The organism is Actinosynnema pretiosum (assembly GCF_024171695.1).
Classification (GTDB): domain Bacteria; phylum Actinomycetota; class Actinomycetes; order Mycobacteriales; family Pseudonocardiaceae; genus Actinosynnema; species Actinosynnema pretiosum.
In genome coordinates this window covers 153,449-173,192 of sequence record NZ_JAMTCF010000021.1, presented here as the reverse complement: position 1 = coordinate 173,192, position 19,744 = coordinate 153,449, and the positions used below count along the sequence as shown (strand labels likewise).

Here is a 19,744-nt window from a genome sequence, read left to right as displayed (position 1 = left end):
CCCGCCGCTCCATTTTGGGTCCAGCGCCGTGAACCCCCGCTCGTTGAACGTGTGGATCACCTCACGCACGTAGTCCTCGCTCACCTGCATCAACGAGGTGATGTCCCGGACCGCCTGACCCTGGCCCGACATCAGCACCACGATCGCCCGCCGCAGCCGCACCGGATCCTTCGAGGTCCTGGTGATCCGCTGGATCTTCCGGCCCTCCTCCATCGATAAGGGCCGGACAAACACGCTCGGTCGACGAGCCACAGCCACCTCCCGCACTCGACATGCGAGACCAGCCTGGCCGATCAGCCCACCAGACCGATTACCGGGTCAACCCTCCGAGACACGCCACTAGCCACCACGGCAGCCACCGCTTTTGCCGGGGCCGTGCGCGAGGCGAGCGCGTGGTGCAGCTCCCGCAGCACGTCGAACCCCGCGCAGCCGCCGACCGCGATCACCACCCGGATTCCGGCCGCGAGCAGGCCGCGCGCGTAGCCGAGCCCGGTGTGCTGCACCACGACCAGGTCGGGCGGTCGGTCCAGTTCGCCGAACTCGTGCGCCAGCAGCACCCCGTCGTCCAGGCGGACCCCGGAGAACAAGGGGTTCTCCGGCGAGCGCTCGGCCCGAGCGGACAGGTGCAGCACGTCGGCGCCGTTGGCCGCCGCCAGAACCAGGCGGCGGGTCGGCGGGACCACTTCCCCGATCGGGTACCGCGCGGCGATCTCCTGGGCGTTGGACGGGTGAAGGTCCGAGGGCGGCCCGACGACCAGCGCCCGGTTGAGCTCGTGGGGCGGGCGCTGTTGGGCGGTCCACCACGTCCCGGCTGACCGGGTGACCACCACCGGTGTGCGGCGCAGTGAGGGAAGGACCGTCCAGGGGAGTTCGTGCAGGTCAGGAGGTGGGATGACGACCAGGTCGCGGTCGGAGATCCTCGGCCGGAGCGGGGTGAGCAGGACGTGGTCCAGAGCCTCGGCGGCTTCTGCGGCGAGGGCGTGAGCGGCGCGGGTGAGCCTGGGGGAGTCGACCGCTGAGGCGGCGTGCAGGGCTCGGCGCAGCTTCGCGACGTTTTCGGTGACGAGTTGTTTGTCGAGGTCGACGGTGTGGGCGGCCCCGGACACGACGACGATCGCGATCAGGCGGTGGTGGGTGGTGGCGAGCAGCAGGAGTGCCCGGTGGCCCAGCGCGGTGCTCAGCGAGCGGGGGGACGGGGTGCGCTGACCTGGGGGTTCGCGGACGCGGATCACCTGCCAGGGGAGGTGCTCGGCGAGTGCGGCTCGCAGGGCCAGGGTGGTGAGCTGTCTGCGGTGCGCGGCTGCGAGCGGGCCTGGGGTGTGGTGGGTCGAGAGCGCCAGTTCGAGGGCGGCCCGGTGGTGGCCTCGGGCTTCGAGGAGTTCGGCCTCGCACAGCGCGTGGAGTGGCGAGGTCGGGGGCACGCGGGCCAGCAGGGTGCGGGCGGCGGGCAGGGAGCCGTGGGCGATGAGCAGGCGGGCGGCCAGGAGGGTGGCGTGGTCGGCCTGCGGGTGGAGGCCGTGGGCGGCGAAGGAGTCGGCGGTCAGGAGCGCGCGGTCGACGGACCAGATCCACCGGGCGCCGGGGGTGCGTCGGGTGCCCTCGCACATGCCGGTCAGCGCGGTGAGGGTGCAGGTGGCGGCGGCGTGGTGGTTGTTCTGGGCGGTGAACGCGCGGGCCGCGTCGAGGGCCCTGCGGACGGCCGAGGGGAGTTGGCCGGTCGCGAGGGAGACCAGGGCGCGCAGGTGGCGGGTTTCGGCGACGAGCGCACCCGGTTGACCGCGTTGGGGGCCGTCGCGGATGTGCTCCAGGCAGCGGCGGGCGTCCTCGTGGCGACCCGCGTCCAGTTCTGCGGCGGCTCGGTCCAGGTGGGTGCGGGTGGTGCCGAGGAGGGTGGTCGCCCTGGTGAGGTGGCGCAGGGCGCTGCTCAGGTCGTGCTGGGTGCGGTGGAGGGTGCCGAGGGTGTGGTGGAAGGCGCCTGCGGTGGGGTGCGGGAGGTGGGACTCGGCGCGTTCCGCCACGGCTTCGAGGGTGTGGCGCTCCTGGGTGAGCCAGGTCGACCAGGTGGTCGGGGGTGCGGTGGAGGCTCGGTCGAGCAGGTGGCGGTAGTGGTGGAACAGGCGGCCGAACGCTGCTCTCGCGGAGGCGGGGCTGAGGTGTTCGGTGACGAGGTCTCGGGCGTAGGCGGCCACCAGGTCGTGGGCGCGGAGGCCGCCTTTGCCGTTCTCCTCGACCAGGTGGACGCGGAGGAGGGCGTCTGCGGCTCGGCGCAGTTCGGTGGGGGTGAGGGTGGAGAGGGCGGCCAGGGCGCCGGGGGTGCAGTCGCGGCCGGGGTGGAGGCCGATCGCGTGGAAGAGGGTGCGGTCCTGGTCGGTGAGGGCTTTGAGGGACCAGGAGAAGACGGTGCGGAGGTTGTGGTCCCTGGTGCCCGCGCGGAGGAGGTGGTGTTCGTCTGCGAGTTCGGTGGCCAGGGTGGAGAGCGGGGTCCTGGTGCGGAGGGCTGCGGTTTCCGCGGTGATGGCCAGGGCCAGGGGGAGGCGGGCGCAGGTGCGGACCAGGGCTTGTGCGGCGGCTGGTTCTCGGGTGGCTCTGGGGCCGAGGGCGTGGTGGAGGTAGGTCAGCGCGTCGGCGGTGGGGGGTGGGGTCAGGGCGATGCGGTGGGAATCGCAGTGGAGGGTGGTCATCCGGTCCCGGCTGGTGATCAGGACGAGGCTCGGGCCCGCGCCGGGGAGGAGGGGGCGGATTTGGTTCGGGTGGGCTGCGTTGTCCAGGAGTACCAGGAGGGTTTTGGTGGCCAGGAGGGTGCGGTAGCGGGCGGCTCTGGCCTGGGGGGTGCCTGTGGTGGGTGCGCCTAGGGCTTGGAGGAAGTCGGTGAGGACGTCGTCTGGGGAGAGGGGGTGGGTGGGGTCGTGGTCGTAGCCGTGCAGGTCGGCGTGGAGTTGGCCGTCCGGGAAGAGGTGGGTTGAGCGGTGGGACCAGTGCAGGGCCAGTGCGGTTTTGCCCACCCCGGCTGGGCCGGAGATGGTGCAGGTGGTGGTTTTGCCTGGGGCGGCGGTGAGGGTTGCCAGTTCGGTGGTGCGGGCGGTGAAGCCTGCCGGTGGGGCTGGGAGTTGGTGGGGGATGGGTGCGGGTGGAGTGGAGGTGGGGGCGTGGGTGTGGGTGGGTGGGGCGTTGTGGATCGTGGCTGTGTGGATGGTGGCCGCTTGGATCACGGTGCCCCGGCTGCCCGGTGCGGTGTTCGTGGAGTGCGCGGCCGTCACGGGACCTCCAGGACTTGCGGTGGTCCGTCACAAGCTAAGGGCATCGCCTCGCCGGCGGGGCAGGCCTCCAAAAACGAGGGGGACGGGCTCTGTCGGCTGGTGGCTGTTGGTGTTGTGGTGCGGTTTACGGCGAAGTGCTGCGGTGGTTGGGGTCCCTCGTCTCCGTTTGGCCTCCTTTCAGGCAAGCACAGGCGTCAAGACGCCGTGTGACTCGTGTGGTCTGCCGGGCGGTGCGGCGGCGTCTTGACACCTGTGCTCGGGCTTCGCCAGGCCAAACGGAGACGAGGGACGCGGGAACGGGGTGCTGCGGGCTCGCTGCGCTCGCCCCGCAGCCCGCGAAGCGGTGAGCCTGCGAGTGCGTTTGGCCTGCGAGTGCGGTGAGCTGAGGGTGCGTGTGGCTTGTGGGTGCGGTGTGGTGCGTGGGCGGGCGGCACCACCTCGGCGTCCCGCAACCGAGGTGAACTAGGTTGCCCCGTATGCACCAGGACCAGACCGATCCGAGGGCCAGTCGCCGTTCCGGTGGTGAGGGGACCACGGCCGCCGACCTCGCCTCCAGTCCCTTCCGGGTCGACCGGGACCGGGTGGCGTCCTCGCCGTTCTTCTCGCGGCTCGGTGGGGTCACGCAGGTGGTCAGTTCCACCGGGTCGGGGTTGTTGGTGCACAACCGGCTCACGCACAGCCTCAAGGTCGCGCAGGCCGCTCGGGCCATCGCCGAGCGGCTTTGCGCGCGGCCTGAGCTGGGTGGGGTGTTGGAGAAGCTCGGGGGGTGCGACCCGGATGTCGTGGAGGCGGCCTCGTTGGCGCACGATCTCGGGCACCCGCCGTTCGGGCACCTCGGGGAGCAGGTGCTCGACCGGATCGCGCGGCACCGGTTCGGGTTGTCGGACGGGTTCGAGGGGAACGCGCAGTCGTTCCGCATCGTGACCACCACGGACGTGCGCGGGCCCGAGGCGGTGGGGTTGGACCTCACGGTGGCGGTTCGGGCCGCGATGTTGAAGTACCCGTGGACGCGGTTGTCGTACCCGGACCCGCACCCGCGTGACATGGGCTCGCCGCCGCGTGGCGCCGCCGAGCCGTCCGAGGCGCCGGGGACGGGGTCGGGGAAGTTCTCCGCTTACGTGACCGAGATGGACGACGTGCTCGGGGCCCGGCTGCCGTTCGACGGGAAGGTCGAGTCGTGGCAGCAGACCGTCGAGGCCTCGATCATGGACACCGCCGACGACATCGCTTACGCCATCCACGACCTGGAGGACTTCTACCGGGTCGGGGTGTTGCAGCACGCGACGGTGGCCGCCGAGTTGGGGACCTGGCTCCAGCAGGCGTTGGAGCTGGCCTCGTTGAGCGGGGCGGAGTTGGCTGCGCAGGAGCGGCGGCCTGGGCGGTCGTTGGAGGCGCTGCGGCGGCGGTTGCACCTCAAGGACTCGTGGGCGGTGGACGACGAGGTGTTCGCGGCGGCGGTCGCCAAGGTTCGGGCCGAGCTGGTCGACGGGTTGCTCGCGGTGCCGTTCGACGGGTCCACCGAGGCCGAGCAGGTCGTCGCGGGGTTCTCCGCGCGGTGGACGCGGCGGCTCGTGGACGCGGTGGGGGTGCTGGAGGAGCCCACGACGCGGTCCGGGCACGTGGTGCTGGCGCAGGCCCAGTGGCACGAGGTGCAGGTGCTCAAGTTCGTGCACCGGCGGTTCGTGCTGCTGCGGCCGGACCTCGCGCTGCACCAGCGGGGGCAGGCGCGGTTGCTCACGGCGCTCGTGGAGGCGTTGGAGCAGTGGGTGACCGACCGGCACGAGGTGGGGCGGTTGCCCCGTCGGCTGCACGACCTGGTGGAACTGGCGGAGCAGGAGTACGCCCGGTTGGCCGTGGACGATCCGGCGGCTCTGGTGGGTGCTACCGGTGAAAAACCGTCGGGGCCGGACGCGGTGCGCTCGCTCGCGCGGGGTCGGGCGGTCGTGGACTTCACCGCCTCGCTGACCGACAACCAGGCGTCCGCGCTGCTGGAGGCGCTGTCCGGACGAACCGGGCAACTCTGGACAGACGCCTTCGTTCTGTGAACTGTGATGTACGGGGTAACTGCGGCAAGTAGCCTGAACGGCCGCAGACGGTAATCGGGGCTGGCCAATACGTTGACCCCTCGATCGGTGACATCCGATCGTCGGCCGCGTGCGTCGGGGGCACGCATCAACGTGGGGGAGACGCCTGTGCGCTCACCGAAACGCCGGTCCCGAAGAAGCGACACCCTGGTCATCGCGGGCTCCGCGGCGTTAGCGCTGCTGCTGGGTTCGACGGCTCCGGCAGCGGCGGACCCGCCCAAGGCGAGCAGGGGTGTCGAGGACACGACGGCCGCGCAGATCGCGGCCCTGCAGGAGATCAAGAAGTCCGCCTCCCCGGCGGAGTCCAAAGTGGACAGCTCCCTGGTGGTCGAGCAGCGACGACGCGCCGACGCCGGGACGCGGGCCAAGCTCCCCTCGGTGCAGACGGGGGTAGAGGTTCAGAACGGGTCCGCCGTGCTGGTGGACATCCGCGCCCACAAGGTCAGCGACGACCTCGTCAACGCCGTGAAGTCCGCCGGCGGGGCGGTCCGGTCGGTCTCGACCGAGGGCGCCACGATCCGCGCGCAGCTGCCGCTGGCCGCGCTCACCGGCCTCGCGGGCCGGTCCGACGTGCGGCGCGTGGAGACCGCGGCGGACGCGAAGACCTTCCACCAGCAGGACGCGAAGTCCAAGCGGGACAAGGCTTCCGAGGAGTCGAAGCAGTCGAAGGAGGAGCGGGGGGCCGAGGTCGAGCGGCGCACCCGCGAGGCGCTGGAGCGGGTCGGCGCGGACGCGGTGGTCACCTCCGAGGGCGACCGGGCGCAGGCCACCGACACCGCGCGCCAGGAGCACCGGGTCACCGGCACCGGCGTGAAGCTGTGCGCGCTGTCGGACGGCGTGCGCTCGCTGGCGGTGTCGCAGGCGGCCGGTGAGCTGCCCGCCGTCGACGTGCTGCCGGGCCAGGAGGGCTCCGGCGACGAGGGCACGGCGATGCTGGAGATCCTGCACGACGTGGCGCCGAACGCGGAGCTGGGCTTCGCCACGGCGTTCACCAGCGACGCCAGCTTCGCCGACAACATCAGGGCCCTGCGCTTCCAGGCGGGCTGCGACGTGATCGTCGACGACGTCCTGTACTTCAACGAGTCGCCGTTCCAGGACGGCATCATCGCGCAGGCGGTGGACGCGGTCGCCGCCGACGGCGCGGTGTACTTCTCCTCGGCTGGCAACGAGGGCAGCGTCGCGGCGGGCACCTCCGGCCACTGGGAGGGCCAGTTCGTCGACTCGGGCGTGGGCATCGGGAAGTTCGCGGGCACCGCGCACGACTTCGACCCGGCCCCGAACGCCAAGCAGGTGCTCAACCCGCTGTCGGCCTACTCGACCGGCGTGCCGGTCACGCTGTTCTGGGCCGACCCGCTGAACCGGTCGTTCAACGACTACGACCTGTACCTGGTGAACTCGGCGGGCGCGGTCGTCTCGTTCAGCCAGAACGTCCAGGACGGCACGCAGAACCCGTACGAGCGGATCGACACGCCCGCCTCGGGTTCGGGGCTGCGGCTGGCGGTCGTGAAGTTCCGGGGTGACGACAAGTACCTGGCGCTGAGCGCGCTCGGCGGCCGGTTCAAGGACTCGGCGGACGGGCTCAAGGGCTTCGCGACGCCGGGCGTCTCGCGCGGTCACTCGGCGGCCAAGGGTGCGATCAGCGTCGCGGCGGCCCCGGCGGCGTCCGCGCTGTCGTTCGACCTGGAGCCGGGCGACCCGGCCAACCCGACCGGCCCGTTCCCCGGCTCGTTCACCTCGGCGCAGCAGCCGGAGCGCTTCACCTCCGACGGCCCGCGCCGGGTGTTCTTCGCGCCGGACGGCTCGCCCGCGCCCCAGGTGCGGCAGAAGCCGGACATCACCGCGGCGGACGGCGTGAACACGTCGGTGGCCGGGTTCAAGCCGTTCTTCGGCACGTCGGCGGCGGCGCCGAACGCGGCGGGCATCGCGGGCCTGGTGCTGTCGGGCAACCCGACGCTGACGCCCGCCGAGGTGCGGGCCGCGCTGGTGGACACCGCGATCGACATCGCGGCGGCGGGCGTGGACAACCAGACCGGCGCGGGCGTCGTGCGCGGCGACCTGGCGCTGGCGCACACGGGCGCGAGCCCGCAGCCGCTGGCGAGGGCGGTCGCCCCGACCATCGCCAACGACGACGGCAGCCGGTACCTCAAGCCGGGCACGACCGCGACGGTGACGCTGCCGGTGGCCAACACCGGTGACGGCACGGCCGCGTCGACCAGCGTGGTGCTGACCTCGTCGACGCCGGGCGTGACCATCGCGCCCCGCTCGAAGTACTACGGCAACGTGGACGCCGGGCAGACCCTGGTCGGCACGTTCAAGGTGACCGTGCCCGCCGGGCAGGCGATCGGGTCCGTGGTCAGGCTGGACGCGCGGGTGACCTACGCGGGCGCCACCTCGCCGACCAGCTCGGTGTTCCAGCTGCCGGTGGGCGAGCCGTCCAGCGAGGTCAAGACGTTCGGGTTCACCGGCGTCACGGCCATCCCGGACAACAGCGCCGAGGGCGTCTCGGTGCAGATCCCGGTGACGGGCGTGGGCGTGCTGTCGTCGCTGAAGTTCGTGATCGGCGGCGAGACCTGCACGACCACCGAGAAGGCCACGACCGTCGGCGTCGACCACACCTTCGTCGGCGACCTGGTCGGCACGCTGACCTCGCCGTCGGGCGTGAGCGCGACGCTGTTCCAGCGCAACGGCAGCTCGGGCAACAACCTGTGCCAGGTCGTGTTCGACGACTCGGCGGCGTCGGCGTTCTCGTCGGTGACGAGCGCCCAGGCGCCGTTCACCGGGTCGTGGCGGCCGGTGTCGCCGCTGGCGCCGCTCCTGTCGGGGTCGGCGGACGGCACGTGGACGTTCGAGGTCGTGGACTCGGCGGGGTCGGACACCGGTTCGGTGCGCGACGTGGCGCTGAAGGTGACCGGCTACGTGTGATCGGCGACGTGTGACCGGCTGCGTGTGATCGGTCGGCGGGCGTCCCGGTGTTCCGCTCAGCGGGATCCGGGGCGCTCCCCGATGTCCGTTCCGGGCGGTTTCCGGGGCCTGGACCGGGTGTTGTGACGAAGAAGGCCCCCGTGGGATATCCCACGGGGGCCTTCCCAACGGGTGGGACGGTCGGCGGCGCTCCTACTGCGGCCACTCCCAGCGGATGCCGAACACGCCGGGGCCGAAGCCGAGCGCGACCGCGTGCACGCCGCCCGCGTTGTCCAGGGCGAGGTTGCGGCGGCGCGACGGGGTCTCGTCACCGGCGGGCACGCTGAACTGCTGGCAGCGCGACGGGAGGTAGCCGGGGTCGAAGCGGACCTCGATGACGTACTCGCGCACCGGCAGCCGGAACTTGCGGGCGAACGTGTTGTTGCCGGGCGGGTAGTGGCCCTCGGCGAACAGCAGCTCGTACTCCATGATGAGGGTCTCGCCCCTGGCCAGCGGGCGCTCGAACATCATCTCCGCGGCCATGATGTTGACCTCGGGGTCCTGCACCACGCGGCCGAGGTGGCAGTTGCGCAGGTTCACGACCTGCGGCAGCACGTTGGACTCCTCGGTCTCGAACACCAGCGCCCAGCGGTCGGGGCCGTCCTGCTCGGCGCGAAGGATCTGCCGCACCCACACGGACCGCTGCCCGCCGTCGGCGGCGATCTCGACGCGGTCGTGCTGGCTGATCCGGCCCAGCTTCACGTCGGAGGTGGTGTCGACCTTGCTGAGCAGGTTCGCGACCCGCTCGCGGCGCGACCACAGCGCGTCGATCGGCATCATGGTGGTCGGTCGGGAGCGGCGCCCGCGCGGCCTCGGCGGTCCGAGCAGCGCGGACAGGCCCGAGGACGGCACGCCGAGCACGGTCTCCAGGTGCCGCAGGGCCTCCAGCGACTCCGGCCGCTCGGGGCGGCGGCGCCCCGACTGCCAGTAGCTCAGGGTGGCCACGCTGATCGTGACCCCGCGGAGCGCCAGCCGGTGCTGGATGCGGTCCAGGCTGAGCCGGGACGCTTTGATGGCTGCCCTCAGCGCCTCCGGGAACGGCCCGGTGGTCAGAAGCTGCGCAAGACTGCCGTGGCCCGTCGAGTCGAGCTCGTCGACGGACACGTTGGGTCGACCGGCAGCGTTGGTCATGGTGACTCCCCGCTGTCATGAGATCACGCCCCAGTGACCCTACCCGCCAACGCAGTCCGCCGTCGCCTGCCGGGAGGAGTCAATGCTTGGGCCATACGGGTTACGAGTTCACTGCTAGGGCATCGGTCTGTCAAGTGGTGTGCACGGTGAGTTCGCAAGAAGTCAACTCGCCGGTAACAAAACTCCCCCTGCGGGGTAGGTACTCGCTTGACGAGTGACCCCTTAGCCCTACTGTGTGGCCGTGACCGCCGCCCAGGACCAGGAACTCGCCCAGGAGGACCCGCTCGCGCAGGTGGCGGCGGCCGTGCTCGGGACGCCCCACCTGGTGGTGGTGGACCTGCTCGACATCGCCCGCGTCCGCCCCGACCGCCCGGTCGACGTGGTGCGCGCGAGCGACGACCTGCTGCCCAGGCTCGCGCACGAGAACGCCCTGCCGCAAGCCCTCATGGCCGCGCGCGAGGTGCTGCGGCCCGGCGGGCTGCTCGTCGCCGCGGTGCCCGAGCTGGACCGGCTGAGCAGGCTGCGGCCCACCGCGCCGCCGCCGAGGGTGGTCGGGCGCGGGGACGAGCGGCAGGTGACCGTGCAGCTGTGGGACTGGGCGTCGGACGGCGGGTCGTACGCGCTCGACGTGGTGCGGCTGGTGCGCGGGCCCGCGTCGTGGGAGGTCGCAGGTTCGGTGTCCACGCAGCACCGGGTGCTCTCCTCCGAGCAGGTCGCCGAGGAGTTGGCCGAGGCCGGGTTCGGTCCGGTGCAGCGGCTCTCGCCCGCCGAGAGCGGGCACCCGCTGCCGGTGTGGATCGCGCTGGTGCCCTGAGCGGGTGCGTCGGGCCCGCGTCCCGAGGTCCGTGCCTGGGGGCGGGCGTCCCGGAGCGGGTGCCGGGCGGGGTGCTGGGAAGTCGTGACAACCGGGTGAGCGCCCTGGCGCATTGGTAGGGGTGAGGGCGCTGCCGGACGGCGGCGCCACCGAACCTGGGAGACAGGTGTGCGCACTCGACTGGTGGTGATGGCCGGCGCGGTGGTGGTCGGCGGGGCGCTGATGGCGCTGCCCGCGCTCGCCAGCGGTTCCTGGCAGGGCGACGGGCAGCCGCCCGCCACCTCGGCGCCCGCGACGACCCCCGTCGCGACCTCGCCGATCGAGACCTCGCCGGGCGCGACGACGCCCGTCGAGACCTCGCCGCCCGCGACCTCGCCGGAGGCGACCACGTGGAGCCCGCCGGTCCAGGTCACCCCCGAGCCCACGTCGGGCCCCGGCGTGACGCTGACCGAGCCGCCCGTGCCGGAGACCTCGCCGCAGGCCACCACCCACCCCGACCAGCGGGGGAACTGACGGCGTGAGCTGGGACGCGGAGTTCACCCGGCACTTCGACCGGTCCGCCGCCTCGATGCGCTTCACGGCCTACCTGCTGTGCGGCAACTGGCACGAGGCGGAGGACGTGGTGCAGGCCGCGTACCTCAAGCTCTACCTCGCCGGGCCGAGGATGGCGCACCGGGACGGCGTCGACGCCTACCTCAGGCAGATCGTGGTGCGCACGTTCCTCGGCGAGCGCCGCAAGGCCCGGTGGAAGCGGGAGCGGGTCACCGACGAGCTGCCGGAGGTCGGGGCGCCCGCGCAGCTCAGCGAGGACCGGGTGGTGCTGTGGCGGGCGCTGGACGCGCTGCCCGCCAAGCAGCGGGCGGTGATCGTGCTGCGGTTCTGGCACGACCTGGGCGTTGACGAGGTCGCCCGGTCGCTGCGGTGCACGAGCGGCACCGTCAAGAGCCACACCTCGCGCGGGCTGGCGGCGCTGCGCCGCCGGTTGGGGGCGGACTTCGCCGAGCTGTGGCCGGAGGTGTCGCGGAATGCTTGAGCACGAGCTGAGGAAGACCTTCGAGGAGCTGGAGGACGCGCCGGGCGGACCGGTGGCCTTCGGCGCGGACGACGTGCTGCGGCGCGGGGCGCGGGTGCGGGCCGAGCGGGCGCGCAGGCGGGCCGTGCTGGGCACGGGGCTGGGCACGGCGGCGCTGGTGACCGTCGTCGCGCTGGGGCTGGGCGGCGCGCAGGGCGACGTGCAGCCCGCCGGGCCGCCGGTGGGCACGTCGGCGCCCACGACCGCGCCGGGCGCGCCCACGACGACGCCGGGCGGGCCTGCCACGAGCCCCGGCGGGAACCCGGACGGCACGCCGGGAGCCACCCCGTCCGGGACGGGTGGTCCGACGACCACGAACGGTGTGACGACCACGAACGGTGTGACCACTACGAACGGCGTGGCGACCACGAACGGCGTGGCGACCACGAACGGCGTGACCACCACGGCGCCCGCCACCTCGCCGGGGCCGTGAGCCGGGGGCGCGCCCGAGCGCGGGCGCGCCCCCGGTCGCTCAGCCGAGCGTCCCGGTCGCCAGCAGCCCGCCGTCCACCGCCACCGTCTCGCCGGTCACCCACGACGCCGAGTCCGACGCCAGGAACGCCACCAGCGACGCCACGTCCTCCGGCGTGCCCAGCCGCCCCAGCGGGTACGCGCCCGCCGCGTCCTCCTCCCGGCCGGTGTACAGCGCCTCGGCGAACTTGGTCTTCACCACGCCCGGCGCGACCGCGTTCACCCGCACCTTCGGCCCCAGCTGCCAGGCCAGCTCGGCCGTCAACCGGATCAGCGCGGCCTTCGACGCCCCGTAGGCGGCGATCACCCCGGTGGAGCGCAGCCCGCCCACCGAGGCCACGTTCACGATCGACCCGCCGTGCTCGGACATCCACGCCTTCCACACCAGCTGCACCATGCCCAGCGCGGCCACCACGTTCACGTCGAAGATCTTCTTGACGGCCTCCAGGTCGGCGTCCATCAGCGACCCGAACGAGGGGTTGATGCCGGTGTTGTTGACCAGCACGTCCAGGCTGCCGAACCGCTCGATCACCTTGGCCACCGCCTCCTCCCGGTCCTCGGCCCTGCCCGCGTTGCCGGGGATGGCGAGCACGTGGTCGGGCGCGCCCAGCTCGGCGGCGGCGGCGGCCAGCTGCTCCGGCTTGCGCGCGGTGATGGCGACCGCCGCGCCGCGCGCCACGAGTTCGCGCGCGATCCCGAGGCCGATCCCCCTGCTCGCCCCGGTCACCAGCGCCGTCTTGCCCGCGAAGTCAGTCATGGTCGAGCAATCTATTCCGGCAGGCGGTCCCCCGGCTGCCCCCGAACCGGGCTCCGGCCCCCCTGCCTTCGGCAGCGGCAAGGGCCACAGGTCGGCTTGTTCGGGGACCTGGACCCGTAGACTGGTCGGGTGGAGATCCTGATCGAGTGAGTGCGGCCGAGCGCCGCCCCCGTCACCCCACCCCCTCTCCACCTATCCCGGAGCCTCGAAGTGATCACCGCAACCGATCTTGAGTTGCGCGCGGGTTCGCGCATCCTGCTGTCCGACGCGACCCTGCGCGTCCAGCCCGGCGACCGGATCGGCCTCGTCGGTCGCAACGGCGCGGGCAAGACCACCACCCTGCGGGTCCTCGCGGGCGAGGGCCAGCCGTACGCGGGGGAGGTGCGGCGCACCGGCGAGCTCGGCTACCTGCCGCAGGACCCCCGCGAGGGCGACCTGTCCGTCATCGCCAAGGACCGGGTGCTGTCCGCGCGCGGCCTCGACCAGCTGCTGCGCGACATGGAGAAGACGCAGACCGCGATGGCGGAGCTGGCCGACGACGCAGAGCAGGAGGCCGCCGTGCGCCGGTACGGGCGCCTGGAGGAGCGGTTCTCCTCGCTCGGCGGGTACGCGGCCGAGAGCGAGGCCGCCCGGATCTGCGCGAACCTGGGCCTGGCGGACCGGGTGCTCGCCCAGCCGCTGAGCACGCTGTCCGGCGGTCAGCGCCGCCGCGTCGAGCTGGCCCGCATCCTGTTCGCCGCCTCCGAGGCGGGCGTCGGCGCCAAGTCGAGCACGATCCTGCTGATCGACGAGCCCACCAACCACCTCGACGCCGACTCGATCGCCTGGCTGCGCGGGTTCCTCAAGTCGCACGACGGCGGCCTCGTGGTGATCAGCCACGACGTGGAGCTGCTCGACGACGTGGTGAACAAGGTGTGGTTCCTCGACGCCACGCGCGGCGAGGTCGACACGTACAACATGGGCTGGAAGAAGTACCTGGAGGCGCGCTCGGCCGACGAGAAGCGCCGCCGCCGGGAGCGGGCCAACGCGGAGAAGAAGGCCGGGGCGCTGATGGCCCAGGCCGACAAGATGCGCGCCAAGGCCACCAAGGCCGTCGCCGCCCAGAACATGGCCCGCCGCGCCGAGAAGCTGCTGTCCGGGCTGGAGGAGACCAGGCAGGCCGACAAGGTCGCCAAGATCCGCTTCCCGCAGCCAGCCCAGTGCGGGCGCACCCCGCTGACCGCCGAGGGCCTGAGCAAGAGCTACGGGTCGCTGGAGGTGTTCACCGGCGTCGACCTGGCGATCGACCGGGGCTCGCGGGTGGTCATCCTGGGCCTGAACGGCGCGGGCAAGACCACGCTGCTGCGCCTGATCGGCAGCATGGAGACCCCCGACAGCGGCGAGGTCGTGCCCGGTCACGGGCTGAAGCTGGGCTACTTCGCGCAGGAGCACGAGACGCTCGACCACGACGCGTCGGTGTGGGCGAACATCCGGCACGCCGCGCCGGACGTGCCCGAGCAGCAGCTGCGGTCCCTGCTGGGCACGTTCCTGTTCAGCGGCGAGCAGCTCGACCAGCCCGCGGGCACCCTGTCGGGCGGCGAGAAGACCCGGCTGGCGCTGGCGGGCCTGGTGTCCAGCGCGGCCAACGTGCTGCTGCTCGACGAGCCCACCAACAACCTCGACCCGGCCAGCCGCGAGCAGGTGCTCGACGCCCTGCGCCGCTACGAGGGGGCCGTCGTGCTGGTCACGCACGACCCCGGAGCGGTCGAGGCGCTGGAGCCCGAGCGGGTGATCCTGTTGCCGGACGGGAGCGAGGACCACTGGTCCGCGGACTACCTGGAACTCGTGCAATTGGCCTGACGCAACGATTTCGCCCCCGAAACCCCGATCAACTCTGAGTGATCATCCGAACGCGCGCCGATCTTTTCGTAAGATCACCTGGCGTTCTCGCCCTCCGTGATCGATCATTGCGACGACAGGGGCTTTCAAGGCCCGACCTGCTGTCCACGGAAGGCGGGACAAGGTGGCTGACCTGAAGAAGGGCGCCCGGATCACCGGTGCCACACGGGACAAGCTGGCCGCTGACCTGAAGAAGAAGTACGAAAAGGGCGCGAGCATCCGGGCTTTGGCCGAGTCAACCGGGCGCTCCTACGGCTTCGTGCACCGGGTCCTCAGCGAGTCCGGTGTGCAGCTGCGCGGTCGAGGTGGCGCCACCCGAACGAAGAAGAAGTAAGCTACCCTCCGGTAACACAAGCGGGTGACGCAGGACGCGACACCCTCCCGGACCCGGAGGTTGCAGCGCATGTCGGCATCGAGCGCAGTGGACGCCGACCTGCTTGAGCGCGGTGGTGTGCGGCTCGTCCTCGACGGACCGCGCGCGACCATCGTGCTCGAACGGCCGGACGTGCTCAACGCGCAGACGCCGTCCACGTGGGAGGCTCTGCGCCACATCGGTGGGAAGCTGGGCCCGGACGTCCGCGTCGTGGTCGTCCGGGGCTCAGGCCGCGCTTTCTCGGCGGGCCTGGACCGGCGCTTGTTCACCGGTGACCACGTGGACGGCGAACCCGGCCTGATGGACATCGTGAAGCGCGGTCCCGAGGCCGGAGCCGAGCTGATCGCCTCCTTCCAGGAGGGCTTCCGCTGGCTGCGCGCCCCCGAGCGGGTGACCGTGGCCGCCGTGCGCGGGCACGCCATCGGCGCGGGCTTCCAGCTGGCGCTCGCGTGCGACTTCCGCGTCGCCGCCGAGGACGCCCGGTTCCGCATGGCCGAGACCTCGCTGGGGCTCGTCCCCGACCTGGGCGGCACGCTGCCGCTGGTGCGGCTCGTCGGGTACTCGCGGGCCGCCGACATCTGCCTGACCGGGCGCGAGATCGCCGCCGCCGAGGCCCTGGAGATGGGGCTGGTCAACGCGGTCGTGCCGGTCGACGGGCTCGATGCTGCTGTGGACCACCTGGTGGAGGCGCTCGTGCGGCCCGCCGCCGGGGCGACGCGGGAGACGCTGGCGCTGCTGGCGGGCGCGGCCGACGGGGCTTCCGAGGAGGAGCAGTTGCGGGCCGAGCGCGAGGCGCAGCTGCGCAGGCTCGCGGACCTCGCTGCGCGGGCCGAGCGGGGCGGGGCCTGAGTGCCGCGCGGGGCGGGGCCTGAGTTCTGAGTTCCGAGCCCTGGTCCCTGAGCCCTGGTTCTTGAGCTCTGCTGCGGGATCGCGCAGGTTCCTGGTGCGCCCTCCGGTTCGCCCTGACGTGGCGGCGGCGGTTCCGGAAAGTAGAACTGAAAGCGTTTTCAGGTTCTGCCTCCGGCGTTCATGACGCCGTCGTGGGGCGTCGGTGGGGCGGCAAACCGGTCGCGGGGGTAGCTTTCGACACGTTTCCAGGGGCGGGCCAACGGTCGCCGGGCGAACGATCCTTGTTCTTCCGGGTGGAATTCCGGGTTCCACGCTGGATCGTTTTGTGGGCCAAGCATCGCGGAAGTTCACTCGATCGTGTCGCTTGCGCGGGCTTGCATTCTCGGTGCTGGCCGGATTCCGACGGCGGGCATTCCCCGGTGCGCACCCGTCGGGACCATTCGTTACCTGAAAAATGTTCGCGTTCGGCGGAACAAGGGAAGCAAGCGGCCCGCTCCGGTGTTCTCCACGGGCGTGGAAGGTTCCTGGGCTCTGATGCGCGCGGCCGTGGCCGCCTCCGACGCTCCGAGCGGCGTCCGGCGCGGCACGTTCCGCCGGGTGCTCGCCTTCGCCCGGCCGCACCGGGCGAAGCTCGTGGTGTTCCTGCTGCTCACGGTCGTGTCGGCGGTGCTCGCGGTCAGCACACCGGTGCTCGCCGGGCGGGTCGTGGACGCGATCGTCGGGCACGGCGACGTGTCCACCGTGGTGTGGCTCGCCGTCGTCATCGCGGGCATCGCGGTGCTCGACGCCGCGCTCGGCCTGGTCGAGCGCTGGCAGTCCTCCCGCATCGGCGAGGGGCTGATCCACGACCTGCGGCGCGCGGTGTTCGAGCACGTGCAGCGGATGCCCGTCGCGTTCTTCACCCGCACCCGCACCGGCGCGCTGGTCAGCAGGCTCAACAACGACGTCATCGGCGCCCAGCGCGCCTTCACCTCCACCCTGTCGGGTGTGGTCACGAACGTCATCCAGCTCGGTCTGTCACTGGGCGTCATGGTCACGCTGTCCTGGCAGGTGACCGCGCTCGCCCTCGTGCTGCTGCCGCTGTTCGTGCTGCCCGCCAGGCGGATGGGCGCGCGCATGGCCGACCTGCAGCGCGAGGCGTCCGGGCTGAACGCGGGCATGACCACCCAGATGACCGAGCGGTTCTCCGCGCCCGGCGCGACCCTGGTGAAGCTGTTCGGCCACCCGCGCGCCGAGGCCGCCGAGTTCGGCGAGCGGGCCGCGCGGGTGCGCGACATCGGCGTGCGGACCGCGATGGCCACCCGCTGGTTCATGACCGGCCTGACCCTGGTGTCCGCGCTCGCCCAGGCGCTGGTCTACGGGCTCGGCGGTTACCTGGCGATCACCGGGCAGCTCGCGGCGGGCACCGTCGTGTCGCTGGCGCTGCTGCTGACCAGGCTGTACGCGCCGCTGACCGCGCTGGCCAACGCGCGGGTGGACGTGATGACGGCGCTGGTGTCGTTCGAGCGGGTCTTCGAGGTGCTCGACCTGGAACCGATGATCACCGAGCCGGAGAAGCCGGTGAAGCTGCCCGAGGGGCCGCTGTCGGTGGAGTTCGACGGCGTCCGCTTCGGCTACCCGGCCCCCGACCGGGTGTCGCTGGCCTCCCTCGAATCGGTGGCCACGCTGGACACGCGCGGTGGCGAGGAGGTGCTGCACGGGCTGGACTTCCGCGCCGAGGCCGGGCAGTTGGTCGCCGTGGTCGGCTCGTCCGGGGCGGGCAAGTCGACGCTGGCCTCGCTGGTGCCCAGGCTGTACGACGTGGACGCGGGCGCGGTGCGGTTGTCCGGGGTGGACGTGCGCGAGGTCGCGTCCGAGGACCTGCGCGGCGCGGTCGGCGTCGTCACCCAGGACGGGCACCTGTTCCACGACACGATCCGGGCCAACCTGCTGTACCCCCGGCCCGAGGCGACCGAGGAGGAGGTGTGGGACGCGCTGCGGCGGGCCAGGTTGGAGCAGCTGGTCGCGTCGCTGCCGGACGGGCTCGACACGGTCGTCGGCGAGCGCGGGTACCGGCTGTCCGGCGGGGAGCGGCAGCGGTTGACCATCGCCCGGTTGTTGTTGGCCAGGCCCAGGGTGGTGATCCTGGACGAGGCGACCGCGCACCTGGACACCGAGTCGGAGGCGGCGGTGCAGGCCGCGCTCGGCGAGGCGCTGCGCGGGCGGACCGCGCTGGTGATCGCGCACCGGCTGTCCACGATCCGGTCGGCCGACGTGATCCTGGTGGTGGAGGACGGGCGGATCGTCGAGCGGGGCACGCACGACGAGCTGATCGCGGCCGGTGGGCGGTACAAGCAGTTGAACGGCGCGCAGGGTGGGGAAGGTGCGCGGGGTGGGGAAGGTGTGCAGGGCGGGGAGAAGGTTGGTGTCGTGCAGGTCTGACGGGCCCCGTCCCGTCACAGGCCGCCCAGGAACTCCCCGGTGATCCGCACGGCCGGTTCCGACGAGCCGCCGCCCACGACCAGGACCGCGAACGCCACGTCACCCCGGTAGCCCACGAACCAGCCGTGCGCGCCGGTGCCGTCGCCGAACTGCGCGGTGCCGGTCTTGCCCCGCACGTCCCCGTGCGCGGAGAGCGCTCGGGCCGTGCCGGAGGTGACCACGTCCGCCATCATCGCCCGCAGCGCGGTCACCACGGCCGGGCTTGGAGCCGGGTGGCCGCCGCCGGTGGTCTCCAGCTCGCGGACCAGCTTCGGGGTCGGGGTCGAGCCGTTGGCCACGGTCGCCGCCAGCAGCGCCATGCCGAACGGCGTGACCTGCACCCGGCCCTGCCCGATGCCGGCCTCCACCCGTTCGGGCACCGACTCGGCGGGTGGCACCTTGCCGGTGTTCGTGGTCAGGCCGGGCACGTCGTAGTCCGCGCCGAGGCCGAACCTGGCTGCCGCGTCTTGGAGGGCGGTGGCCGGGAGGTCGGCGGCTAGCTTCCCGAAGGTGGTGTTGCAGGACGCGGCGAACGCCCGGCGCAGCGGCACGGTCCCGAGGTCGAAACCGCCGTCGTTGGTGATGGTGCGGGTGCCGATGGTGGCTTCACCGGGGCAGGGCAGCGGGGTGCTCGCGGTGAGGCCGCCGGTCGTGAGGGCTGCGGCGGCGGTGACGACCTTGAAGGTCGAGCCCGGCTCGAAGTGGTCGACCAGGGCGAGGTTCGGGCCTGCGAGGGGGCTCTGGGCGATGGCCAGGACCTCGCCGGTGGACGGTTGGAGCGCGACCAGCGCGGCGGGGTGCCCGGTGGAGGCCAGGGCTGCCTGCGCCGAGCGCTGCGCCGCCGGGTCCAGGGTCGTGGTCATGGTCTCGGAGCGCGCGGGTTTCTCCGCCAGCACGCCGATCTGCGCGTCCGAGGCGTCGACGAGACCGATCTGCCAGCCGGTGGACCCCTCCAGCGGGCCGGTCGCCTGGGTGAGGGCGGGCCGCAGCGCCGGGGCCAGGTCGGGGGTGAGCCGCTCGCCGGTCCTGGCGCGCAGGCCGCCCTCGCCGGTCGTGCTGCGGTGCACCAGCGCGCCGCCCTCGGGTAGTTCGGGGTGCAGCAGGGACGGTGACCAGCGCAGCAGCCAGCGCTCGCCGGAGCGGTGCACCGGGACCCGCACCCGGTAGGCCAGCGGGGTTCCGTCGGGCAGCGTCCAGGTCACCTCGGCTGACAGCTCGGCCTCGTTGCCGTGCGGCGGCTCCGCGTCGGCGACGACCACGCGCAGGCGTGCCGGGGCCATGCCTTCCTTGACCCTGGTGATGGCGGGGGCCGCCGCCTCCGGTGAGTCTGTGGCCAGGCTCGCGCGCCGCGCGTCGCCCACCTCGAACGCGGAGAAGAAGTCCCGCGCGGGTGTCGAGGGCAGTTGTTCCTGGAGGTGCTCCTGCGCGGCGACCGGGGTGCGCGGGCCGCCGTCCCCCGGCGCGAACTCCAGCACCGCCGCCCCGACGAGCGCGAGCACGGCCACCGCCCCGGCGGTGTTCACGGCTAATCTGGTTCTCCTGCGCATGGTCGACTTCCCCCTCGGTGTCGTCAGCACCGGACGCTAACGAGGGGTTGTGGAGGTTCCGCGCAGACCGGGCGTCGGTTTGGTGGAGAT

General features: G+C 72.6%; 15 protein-coding genes. 10 read left to right on the top strand and 5 right to left on the bottom strand.

Annotated elements, in window-relative coordinates:
• Together LV78_RS33850 and LV78_RS33845 are read right to left on the bottom strand one after the other, a co-directional pair.
• Positions 1 to 213: helix-turn-helix domain-containing protein (locus tag LV78_RS33850; RefSeq protein ID WP_253850057.1), on the bottom strand; the 213-nt coding region annotated here is incomplete at its 3' end.
• 80 nt (positions 214 to 293) lie between these two features.
• The gene (locus LV78_RS33845) at positions 294 to 3,002 is read right to left on the bottom strand and encodes a CHAT domain-containing protein (RefSeq protein WP_253850056.1); all 2,709 of its coding nucleotides are present in this window, start codon (positions 3,000 to 3,002) and stop codon (positions 294 to 296) included.
• Positions 3,003 to 3,733: 731 nt separating this feature from the next.
• Here LV78_RS33845 and LV78_RS33840 point away from each other — a divergent pair.
• The gene (locus LV78_RS33840) at positions 3,734 to 5,302 is read left to right on the top strand and encodes a deoxyguanosinetriphosphate triphosphohydrolase family protein (RefSeq protein ID WP_253850055.1); all 1,569 of its coding nucleotides are present in this window, start codon (positions 3,734 to 3,736) and stop codon (positions 5,300 to 5,302) included.
• Between the two features lie 147 nt (positions 5,303 to 5,449).
• Positions 5,450 to 8,263, top strand: coding sequence for a S8 family serine peptidase (locus LV78_RS33835; protein WP_253850054.1), 2,814 nt, complete (start codon positions 5,450 to 5,452; stop codon positions 8,261 to 8,263).
• A gap of 192 nt (positions 8,264 to 8,455) precedes the next feature.
• On the opposite strand, the gene LV78_RS33830 is transcribed toward LV78_RS33835, so the two are convergent.
• Positions 8,456 to 9,433, bottom strand: a complete 978-nt coding sequence (locus tag LV78_RS33830) for a helix-turn-helix domain-containing protein (RefSeq protein WP_015803847.1) — start codon at positions 9,431 to 9,433, stop codon at positions 8,456 to 8,458.
• A 241-nt stretch (positions 9,434 to 9,674) separates the two neighbouring features.
• On the opposite strand from LV78_RS33830, the gene LV78_RS33825 reads away from it, so the two are divergent.
• The 4 genes from LV78_RS33825 (at position 9,675) to LV78_RS33810 (ending at position 11,752) form a co-directional block, all read left to right on the top strand.
• Positions 9,675 to 10,247: a class I SAM-dependent methyltransferase gene (locus LV78_RS33825; protein ID WP_253850053.1), complete on the top strand. Its 573-nt coding sequence runs from the start codon at positions 9,675 to 9,677 to the stop codon at positions 10,245 to 10,247.
• A 168-nt stretch (positions 10,248 to 10,415) separates the two neighbouring features.
• On the top strand, positions 10,416 to 10,760 hold the full coding sequence (locus tag LV78_RS33820) for a hypothetical protein (protein ID WP_253850052.1): 345 nt from the start codon (positions 10,416 to 10,418) through the stop codon (positions 10,758 to 10,760).
• Between the two features lie 4 nt (positions 10,761 to 10,764).
• Positions 10,765 to 11,280, top strand: coding sequence for a SigE family RNA polymerase sigma factor (locus tag LV78_RS33815; protein ID WP_253850051.1), 516 nt, complete (start codon positions 10,765 to 10,767; stop codon positions 11,278 to 11,280).
• Positions 11,273 to 11,752 carry a hypothetical protein gene (locus LV78_RS33810; RefSeq protein ID WP_253850050.1) on the top strand — a complete coding sequence of 160 codons (480 nt, stop codon included), beginning with the start codon at positions 11,273 to 11,275 and terminating at the stop codon, positions 11,750 to 11,752. The genes LV78_RS33815 and LV78_RS33810 overlap by 8 nt, the downstream gene beginning before the upstream one ends.
• A 39-nt stretch (positions 11,753 to 11,791) precedes the next feature.
• On the opposite strand, the gene LV78_RS33805 is transcribed toward LV78_RS33810, so the two are convergent.
• Positions 11,792 to 12,547 carry an SDR family oxidoreductase gene (locus LV78_RS33805; protein WP_253850049.1) on the bottom strand — a complete coding sequence of 252 codons (756 nt, stop codon included), beginning with the start codon at positions 12,545 to 12,547 and terminating at the stop codon, positions 11,792 to 11,794.
• A 210-nt stretch (positions 12,548 to 12,757) separates the two neighbouring features.
• Between LV78_RS33805 and LV78_RS33800 the strand changes: the two genes are divergently transcribed.
• The 4 genes from LV78_RS33800 to LV78_RS33785 all read left to right on the top strand — a co-directional run bounded on the left by LV78_RS33800 (position 12,758) and on the right by LV78_RS33785 (position 18,068).
• The gene (locus LV78_RS33800; RefSeq protein WP_253850048.1) at positions 12,758 to 14,386 is read left to right on the top strand and encodes an ABC-F family ATP-binding cassette domain-containing protein; all 1,629 of its coding nucleotides are present in this window, start codon (positions 12,758 to 12,760) and stop codon (positions 14,384 to 14,386) included.
• 163 nt (positions 14,387 to 14,549) lie between these two features.
• A complete protein-coding gene (locus tag LV78_RS33795; protein WP_015103570.1) occupies positions 14,550 to 14,759 on the top strand; it encodes a helix-turn-helix domain-containing protein in 210 nt (69 codons plus the stop codon).
• 69 nt (positions 14,760 to 14,828) lie between these two features.
• A complete protein-coding gene (locus LV78_RS33790) occupies positions 14,829 to 15,647 on the top strand; it encodes an enoyl-CoA hydratase/isomerase family protein (protein WP_253850047.1) in 819 nt (272 codons plus the stop codon).
• A 534-nt stretch (positions 15,648 to 16,181) separates the two neighbouring features.
• The gene (locus LV78_RS33785; protein WP_253850046.1) at positions 16,182 to 18,068 is read left to right on the top strand and encodes an ABC transporter ATP-binding protein; all 1,887 of its coding nucleotides are present in this window, start codon (positions 16,182 to 16,184) and stop codon (positions 18,066 to 18,068) included.
• A gap of 14 nt (positions 18,069 to 18,082) precedes the next feature.
• Here LV78_RS33785 and LV78_RS33780 read toward each other — a convergent pair whose 3' ends face one another.
• Positions 18,083 to 19,654, bottom strand: coding sequence for a penicillin-binding transpeptidase domain-containing protein (locus tag LV78_RS33780; RefSeq protein ID WP_253850045.1), 1,572 nt, complete (start codon positions 19,652 to 19,654; stop codon positions 18,083 to 18,085).
• Positions 19,655 to 19,744 lie beyond the last annotated feature (90 nt).

What these genes read in the sequence shown, in the direction of transcription:
- LV78_RS33840 (WP_253850055.1), top strand. Translation starts at nt 3,734, where the DNA reads ATGCACCAGGACCAGACCGATCCGAGGGCCAGTCGCCGTTCCGGTGGT.
- LV78_RS33830 (WP_015803847.1), bottom strand. Translation starts at nt 9,433, where the DNA reads ATGACCAACGCTGCCGGTCGACCCAACGTGTCCGTCGACGAGCTCGAC.
- LV78_RS33810 (WP_253850050.1), top strand. Translation starts at nt 11,273, where the DNA reads ATGCTTGAGCACGAGCTGAGGAAGACCTTCGAGGAGCTGGAGGACGCG.
- LV78_RS33805 (WP_253850049.1), bottom strand. Translation starts at nt 12,547, where the DNA reads ATGACTGACTTCGCGGGCAAGACGGCGCTGGTGACCGGGGCGAGCAGG.
- LV78_RS33790 (WP_253850047.1), top strand. Translation starts at nt 14,829, where the DNA reads ATGTCGGCATCGAGCGCAGTGGACGCCGACCTGCTTGAGCGCGGTGGT.
- LV78_RS33785 (WP_253850046.1), top strand. Translation starts at nt 16,182, where the DNA reads ATGCGCGCGGCCGTGGCCGCCTCCGACGCTCCGAGCGGCGTCCGGCGC.
- LV78_RS33780 (WP_253850045.1), bottom strand. Translation starts at nt 19,654, where the DNA reads ATGCGCAGGAGAACCAGATTAGCCGTGAACACCGCCGGGGCGGTGGCC.